Raw genomic sequence first — 7652 nt, 5'->3', positions numbered from 1 at the left:
GTATTAACTCATTCATTCTTTAATTAAATTAATGATAGTAAGGCAATATATGGATAGGCGTCGTCGTTTACAGGAGCTGAAGCGCAACAAATTTAGAACTCTGCTATTAGTGGGGGTGATTGGCTTAGGATTATTGATAGCGGCTATTGGTGGTGTGATTCGTGGCACCATTAGCTATACCCCAGATGTCCCTGTTACCTCCATTTATGGTACCTGGGTAGAACAAAATGTTCCGGAGTATGATGCAGATAAGTTTACTATCAACGCAGATGGCATTACTTCTAAAGGACGGATGGTAAGCAGCAGTTATGAGTTTGATGGCCGTGAGTTGACCTATCAACATGCCAGTTTAGAGTATCGTTATATTTTTGAAAAAAGGCGCCATATTATGAAAAGAGTGAGCCCTCAACATTATGAATCTTGGTTCCATTTAAAACAGTAATTGCTCTAAAGAGGATTGTTTGTCATTCTTGCGTTTTCGTTATTCTAAAAGTAGGTATTGTCTGTGTTTCGTAAACTCTCTGTAGTATTCATTATTATCGGTTTAGCGGGTTGTGCTCGCCCCACTGACCATGGACAACAATATATCGATGGTGAATTTGAGAGCAATTTAAATCAAGTATCAATTATTCAAACCGAGCAACCAAAAGATTTTCGTTCATTCAAAGAACAGAGCAAGAAAGTGATTGATGGCTCACCGTCAATGACTATGCGCTATCAAGACCTTTATACCAAACTGCAGTTATGGGTTGATGAGAGCGGCGATCCCACCACTCTGATGAGTTACGGCATTGATTTTTCACAGATGGGTGGCGGTGATAAACAGGGAAATGTATTGATGACGGGATACTTCTCGCCAGTGATCGATCTTCGCCGTACCAAAGACGATGTCTATCAGTACCCTATCTACTTAAAACCAACGTGCACGGACAACTGTCCAACTCGTGCCGAAATCTATGACGGTGCATTAGAGGGACAAGGCCTTGAGTTAGGTTATGCGGCTAATCGAATTGACCCATTTATTATGGAAGTACAAGGCAGTGGTTTTGTCGATTTTGGCGACAGTGAAACGTTTGATTACTTCTCTTACGGTGGTAAAAATAATCACCCTTATGTCAGCATTGGAAAAGTGTTGATTGAGCGGGGAGAAGTTCCGAAAAAGAAGATGTCACTAAAAGCGATCGAAGACTGGGTTGAAAAGCAGGATGACGCTACGGTGAGAGAGTTATTAGAGATGAATACCTCTTATGTCTTTTTCTCGCCACGTGGTGAAGCGCCAGTTAAAGGAACCGCAGGTATTCCACTAATTGGTGGTGCGTCGGTAGCGGCAGATAGAGAACTGTTCCCAATGGGTACCCCGTTGCTTGCTGAAGTACCTCAATTAGATAGTGAGGGTGTTTGGAATGGAAAGTGGGTATTAAAGTTATTCATTGCCTTAGATACTGGTGGTGCTGTGAAAGAGAATCATCTTGACCTTTATCACGGAATGGGGCAACAAGCGGGGATTGACGCTGGTCACTACAAACATTTCGGTCGAGTATGGAAGTTAGGCTTAGAGAAAAGTGAGGCTACTATCCCTGAGTCTTAGTCGTTCCCTCTCTGGACAAATGAGTAAAGAGTGCGTATAAAACGCACTCTTTTTGTTTTCTACACAGTTTAAAAGGCACTTCAATGCGTGAGCTCACTACCCCAGCATCTGACAGCTACGATCAACGTTTTGGCGGTACTCGTCGTTTATATGGTCAAAGCGAAGTAGAGATCCTTCGCGCAGCACATGTCTGCGTTATTGGCATTGGTGGTGTAGGTTCATGGGCGGCAGAGGCTCTTGCTCGTTCTGGAATCGGTGAGATCACTTTGATTGATATGGATGACGTCTGTATCACCAATATCAATCGTCAAATCCATGCGATGTCAGGAACTGTAGGCATGAGCAAAATTGAGGTGATGGCAGAGAGAATAAAGCTGATTAATCCTGAGTGCCAAATCAACTTAATCGATGACTTTATTACGTCGAGCAATCTGTCTGAGCATATCGGCAAACACTTTGATTATGTGCTTGATGCGATTGATAGCATGAAACCTAAAGCGGCGCTGCTCGCGTACTGTAAGAGTAACAAGATTAAAGTGATTACTACTGGTGGGGCGGGAGGACAAACTGACCCTACCCAAATTCAGATTGTGGACCTTGCAAGAACCATTCAAGATCCCTTAGCGAAGAAGCTTAAAGAGACACTGCGTCGCCTTCATAACTTTCCTAAAAACAGTAAGCGTAAGTTTGGTATCGACTGCGTATTTTCAACTGAGCAGTTAAAGTACCCTCAAGCGGATGGCTCTGTCTGTAGTGCAAAAGCAACAGCAGAAGGACCGAAGAAGATGGATTGCGCAACGGGTTTTGGCGCATCAACTGTCGTGACCGCCTCTTTTGGTTTTGTCGCCGTATCCCGAATCATTGCTAAATTGATTGAGAAACACAGCGCTTAATTTGCCGTAATCTGTTTGATCTGTTCAACAATGGCTCTTAGCCCATTACCTCGTGACGGGCTTAGGTGAGCCACCATCCCTAACTGTTCAAAATAGGCTTCGGTATCAAAGTCTTGTATTTGTTGTGCTGTTTTATGGTTTAGAGCAGCCATCACTAAGGCGATGAGTCCCCTAACAATGCGTGCATCTGAATCGGCGCAGAAGTGATAAATATCGTCGCGTTTCTGATGATGTAGCCACACTTTACTTTCGCACCCAGCAATGGTGACCAGGTCCTGTTTTAGCGGTTCAGGCATCGGTGGGAGTTTTTTCCCCATCTGTATAACGGTTCTGTACCTCTCTTCCCATCCATCGCAGTTCTGCATGGTTTCAACTATTTGGTCAGCAGTCACAGTAACGCCAAAAGGGGTGTCAGGAAAATCAATCATAGTCATCTCAACGGGTGGTTATTAATATTGGGCTTTTGGTTAAAGCATATCGCACGCTTTGTGCAGTGCAGCAGAAAATCGGTCGACATCTTGTTGGTTGTTGTAGAGTGCAAAGGAGACTCGAACCGTTCCATCAATACCTAACGCATCGAGCATCGGATGGGCACAATGGTTTCCAGAGCGCACGGCAATGCCTTGTTGATCGAGCAGGGTGGCAATATCTTCATGATGAACGCCTTCAATCACAAATGAGAACAGACTGGCTTGAGGCTGTAATCCGACGAGTGTTAGCCCATCAATATTTTGGATCTGCTGCAGAGCAGATTGACGCAGTTGGTGAATATGAGTATTGATATCACTGTGCGACCACTGCTCTAACCACTCAATGGCGGCGGCTAGCGCGATGGCTCCTGCAACGTTAGGGGTGCCCGCTTCAAATTTTCCAGGCAGCTGAGCAAATGTGGTTCCGTCAAAGGAGACTCTCTCGACCATTTTCCCCCCCCCATGCCATACCGGCATCGCCTCAAGTAGGCTGAGTTTACCGTAAAGCACCCCGATACCGGCCGGTGCAAACAGTTTATGGCCAGAAAAAACATAAAAATCAGCACTCATTTTTTGTACATCAATGGTGTGATGAACCACTCCTTGAGCGCCATCTACAACCACGATAGCACCGACTTGATGGCTTAACGCGATCATCTCTTCTATGGGGTTCAGGGTTCCAGTCACATTGGTCACGTGAGAGATAGCCACGATTTTAGTTGTGGACGATAGCTGAGCGGAAAAAGCATTGAGGTCTAATTGACAGCAAGCGGTCATCGGTATCTTGACCACTTTTGCGCCAGTTTGTTTGGCTACGATTTGCCAAGGAACAATATTAGCGTGGTGTTCAAGTTCACTCACTAATATTTCATCACCAGGTTGTAAGGTCGACCTTGCATAAGACTGAGCAATGAGATTGAGTGCTTCGGTTGCCCCCCGTGTCCAGATAATCTCAGACGATGAGCCAGCATTAATATAGTGCTGTACTGTCTTCCTTGCATTTTCGAAGTTGGCAGTCGCAGTTGCTGTTAAATGGTGACTCCCTCTGTGAACATTGGCGTTGTGGTTGCTGTAGTAGTGCTCTAACGCCTTAATAACCACCGTCGGTTTTTGAGTCGTCGCCGCACTGTCGAAATAAGCCAAAGGTTGCTGATTGACCTGCTGGTTTAAGGCAGGAAATTGAGCTCGGACTGTATCGACATCAAAAGAGGGCTTTTTAATCATCATAGAGACATTATAGTGAGAAATAACTGTGGGATCATGCGTATAAATGAAAGAAAGGGCAAGTATAAATAGATAAAATTGCGGTATATTCTCTGTAGCCGTAGAGCGCTGTTTAAAATGGGCTATTTATAATGGAGTATCTGATTTTAGGCAAAAAAAAACACCACGTATACACATGGTGCAGAAGATAAATTGACAAAGGTGTCAATAAATAGGAAGTAAATGGTAGTAAACTACCGGCTTGAGTGAACAAGCAAATCGAAAATACAACATCGTAACAAGGAGGTTAGTGATCGGAAAGATAATCACTATCGTTCAACTTCTGCTACTGGGGATACTATATGTTTTAACTGGCACTTAAACAAAGGACAATTTATAATGGTTAACATTACTAAATCTAATACCTAATTCATGACCTATAACCCTGAGAATTGATATGTCTCGTAGACTACCCCCGTTAAATTCGTTGAAAGTATTTGAAGCCGCTGCTCGTCACTTAAGTTTTACTCGTGCAGCGGAAGAGTTGTTTGTTACTCAAGCAGCAGTAAGCCATCAGATCAAAGCATTAGAAGAGTTTTTAAGCCTAAAACTGTTTCGTCGAAGGAACCGTTCTTTACTGCTTACTGAAGAGGGGCAGAGTTATTTTTTAGATATAAAAGATATTTTTTCTACCCTTGCAGAAGCGACGGATAAGGTGTTGGAGAAAAGTGCAAAAGGAGCGTTAACCATTAGTTTACCTCCAAGTTTTGCTATTCAATGGTTAGTGCCAAGGCTCTCTGATTTTAATGCATTGGAACCGGATATCGATGTTCGAATCAAAGCGGTCGATCTGGATGAAGGCTCGTTAACGGATGATGTGGACGTTGCTATCTATTATGGTCGAGGAAACTGGCCAGGTTTGCGTGTTGAAAAGTTGTATCAAGAGAGTTTTATTCCAGTTTGTTCACCTAAACTGCTGTTAGGCGCTCGACCTCTAAACTCAATACGCGATCTTCGTTATCACACGTTGCTGCATGATACGTCACGTAAAGAGTGGAAAAACTACGCTAAACACTATGAAATTGAAGGCATTAACGTTAACCAGGGGCCGATTTTTAGTCACTCTACCATGGTATTACAAGCGGCAGCCCACGGCCAAGGTGTCGCATTAGGTAATAACGTTCTTGCTAAACCTGAGATTGATGCTGGGCGACTGGTCTGCCCTTTTGATGAAGAGTTAGTGAGCAAAAATGCTTTTTATCTGGTCTGCTTCGAGAAACAAGCAGATACAGGCCGAATTGCGACCTTCAGAGAGTGGGTGTTAGCCAAAGCATCAAGTGAACAAGAGAACTTATGAGCTCACCCTACATAATCGATGGTCCGTCAGAAGCAAGTGTCTCCTTCTTGTTCGCTCATGGCGCTGGTGCCGGGATGGATCACGACTTCATGACGGCTGTCGCTCAAGGGTTAGCGTCGAAAGGTATTGAAGTTATCCGCTTTAATTTCCCTTATATGGTACAACGGGGGATAGATGGCAAGCGGCGCCCTCCTGATCGCCAACCCAAATTACTGATGGATTTCGCTCACCATATCAAGCACTTCTCTGATCGGAAATTAGTGATAGGGGGCAAGTCTATGGGGGGACGAATGGCGAGTGTGATCTGTGATGAATCGAAGATGTTAGGGTTAGCATGTTTAGGTTTTCCGTTTCATCCACCTAAAAAACCAGAAAAATTCCGAGGGGAACATTTAGCCAGCATAATGACCCCGACGCTAATTCTTCAGGGAGATAGGGACACATTTGGCAATAGAGAGGCGGTGAGTGGTTTTACGCTTTCACCTTCAGTTTCTGTTGAGTACCTTGCTGATGGTGATCATAGCTTTCACCCGAGAAAATCATCGGGTTATACCGATCAGCAGCATATGGATACCATCATTAAGTCGTTAGCCGCTTTTATCTTTCAGTGCGAGAGAAATAAACATGAATAGTCGTATTGCCCTTCTTCTTTCAGCGTTAAGCGGAGCGGTAACCGTTTCTCTCGGGGCGTTTGCTGCTCATGGATTGAAAGGAAATTTACCACCTTATCTTTTGCAAGTATTTGAAAAGGGGGTGCAATACCAAGCTTGGCATACTCTCGCTCTATTTATGTGTGCAATCTTAATGCGCATTCAACCGTCAAAAGCGGTATCATACGCGGCAATTCTATTTACCCTTGGTATTTTCTGTTTTAGCGGTAGCTTATATATGCTGGCGTTAACGGGTATTAAGTGGTTTGGACCAATCACTCCATTGGGAGGATTGTGTTTTATTTTTGGCTGGATAGCACTGGCTGTCTTTGCATTACGATCGACTGAGGTAACACCGTGAATCAAGTTTTGTTTTACTGCCGTCAGGGCTTTGAAAAAGAGTGCGCTGGCGAAGTTCAGGATAAAGCAAATAAGCTGGAACTGTTTGGTTTCCCAAGAACAAAGCGTAACACTGGCTACGTAGTATTTGAATTTTATCAAGAAGAAGATGCCAAGCGCTTTATCCATGAGATTGATTTCTCTGAGCTTATCTTTGCCCGCCAAATGATTCGTGTGGGTGCATTTTTGACGGATTTACCTCAAGAAGATCGTATTTCACCCATTCTTTCTGCTATTGGCCAGTTAGAAGGTTTTCCACGCTGTGCGGATATTCGAGTCGAGACACCAGATACCAATGAAGCAAAAGAGTTACTAAAGTTCTGTCGTAAATTTACTGTGCCGCTGCGTCGTGCTCTTCGTGGAAAGAGTTATCTTTATGAAATTGATAATACGTTAAAGCCAGCAATGCATGTCTGCTTTATTGCACCGGGTGTCTGTTATGTTGGGTACTCAAACCCACACAATCACTCAGCCTTTTTTATGGGTATACCAAGATTGAAGTTTCCATCTGATGCCCCTTCACGCTCAACCTTAAAACTGGAAGAGGCATTCCATGTCTTTATTCCCCGTGATGAGTGGGATGAGCGATTGGCTGCGGGTATGTGGAGTGTGGATTTGGGCGCGTGTCCAGGTGGCTGGACTTACCAATTGGTTAAACGTTCGATGTTTGTTCATGCGATTGATAATGGCCAGATGGCGGAAAGTTTAATGGATACAGGCCAAGTGAAGCACCATGAGGTGGATGGTTTTAAGTTTGAGCCACCACGTAAAAATGTCACTTGGATTGTTTGTGACATGATTGAAAAACCAGCTCGTGTTGCTCACCTTATGGGGGAGTGGATCATTAAAGGGTGGGCGAAAGAGGCTATCTTTAATCTTAAGCTGCCAATGAAAGGTCGTTATGACGAAGTGTTACAAGATATTGAGAATCTAAAAACGCAACTCAAGCAACGTGACGTGAAGTTTACGATTCAAGCAAAACATCTCTACCATGACCGTGAAGAGATCACCGTACACTTACGTTGTTTAAGTAATATCTCAGCGCATTAATTGTTGAGAGAGTGAAGTGCAAAGAGCTTGATGGGAATCAGG

Annotated in this window: 9 protein-coding genes; 7 read left to right on the top strand and 2 right to left on the bottom strand. The window is 43.9% G+C overall.

Going from position 1 to position 7652, the window contains the following annotated elements:
- Nucleotides 1–49 precede the first annotated feature (49 nt).
- From L4C32_RS15205 to tcdA, 3 genes are all read left to right on the top strand, one after another.
- Entirely contained in the window at nucleotides 50–442 is a 393-nt protein-coding gene (locus L4C32_RS15205; RefSeq protein WP_428197743.1) for a DUF2850 domain-containing protein, read from the top strand.
- Between the two features lie 63 nt (nucleotides 443–505).
- Nucleotides 506–1588 (top strand): murein transglycosylase A, encoded by a 1083-nt coding sequence (gene mltA, locus L4C32_RS15200; RefSeq protein WP_428197742.1) that lies wholly within the window; start codon nucleotides 506–508, stop codon nucleotides 1586–1588.
- 83 nt (nucleotides 1589–1671) lie between these two features.
- Nucleotides 1672–2481 carry a tRNA cyclic N6-threonylcarbamoyladenosine(37) synthase TcdA gene (gene tcdA, locus L4C32_RS15195; protein ID WP_428197741.1) on the top strand — a complete coding sequence of 270 codons (810 nt, stop codon included), beginning with the start codon at nucleotides 1672–1674 and terminating at the stop codon, nucleotides 2479–2481.
- Here tcdA and csdE read toward each other — a convergent pair.
- Both csdE and csdA read right to left on the bottom strand, forming a co-directional pair.
- Complete coding sequence (csdE, locus tag L4C32_RS15190; protein ID WP_428197740.1) at nucleotides 2478–2909, bottom strand: cysteine desulfurase sulfur acceptor subunit CsdE; 432 nt, start codon at nucleotides 2907–2909, stop codon at nucleotides 2478–2480. The genes tcdA and csdE overlap by 4 nt on opposite strands.
- A gap of 39 nt (nucleotides 2910–2948) precedes the next feature.
- Nucleotides 2949–4175, bottom strand: a complete 1227-nt coding sequence (gene csdA, locus L4C32_RS15185; RefSeq protein ID WP_428197744.1) for a cysteine desulfurase CsdA — start codon at nucleotides 4173–4175, stop codon at nucleotides 2949–2951.
- Nucleotides 4176–4611: 436 nt separating this feature from the next.
- On the opposite strand from csdA, the gene L4C32_RS15180 reads away from it, so the two are divergent.
- Genes L4C32_RS15180 through rlmM form a run of 4 tightly spaced genes read left to right on the top strand, consistent with a single transcriptional unit; the run spans nucleotide 4612 to nucleotide 7610 of the window.
- On the top strand, nucleotides 4612–5511 hold the full coding sequence (locus L4C32_RS15180; protein ID WP_428197739.1) for a transcriptional regulator GcvA: 900 nt from the start codon (nucleotides 4612–4614) through the stop codon (nucleotides 5509–5511).
- The gene (locus L4C32_RS15175) at nucleotides 5508–6143 is read left to right on the top strand and encodes an alpha/beta family hydrolase (protein ID WP_428197738.1); all 636 of its coding nucleotides are present in this window, start codon (nucleotides 5508–5510) and stop codon (nucleotides 6141–6143) included. The genes L4C32_RS15180 and L4C32_RS15175 overlap by 4 nt, the downstream gene beginning before the upstream one ends.
- Nucleotides 6136–6522, top strand: coding sequence for a DUF423 domain-containing protein (locus L4C32_RS15170; RefSeq protein ID WP_428197737.1), 387 nt, complete (start codon nucleotides 6136–6138; stop codon nucleotides 6520–6522). Before L4C32_RS15175 ends, L4C32_RS15170 begins: the two co-directional genes overlap by 8 nt.
- Nucleotides 6519–7610 carry a 23S rRNA (cytidine(2498)-2'-O)-methyltransferase RlmM gene (rlmM, locus tag L4C32_RS15165; protein ID WP_428197736.1) on the top strand — a complete coding sequence of 364 codons (1092 nt, stop codon included), beginning with the start codon at nucleotides 6519–6521 and terminating at the stop codon, nucleotides 7608–7610. The genes L4C32_RS15170 and rlmM overlap by 4 nt, the downstream gene beginning before the upstream one ends.
- The last annotated feature ends 42 nt before the right edge of the window (nucleotides 7611–7652 follow it).

It is taken from the genome of Aliivibrio kagoshimensis (assembly GCF_050337105.1).
Lineage (GTDB): Bacteria > Pseudomonadota > Gammaproteobacteria > Enterobacterales > Vibrionaceae > Aliivibrio_A > Aliivibrio_A kagoshimensis.
This window is presented reverse-complemented; position numbering and strand designations above follow the sequence as displayed.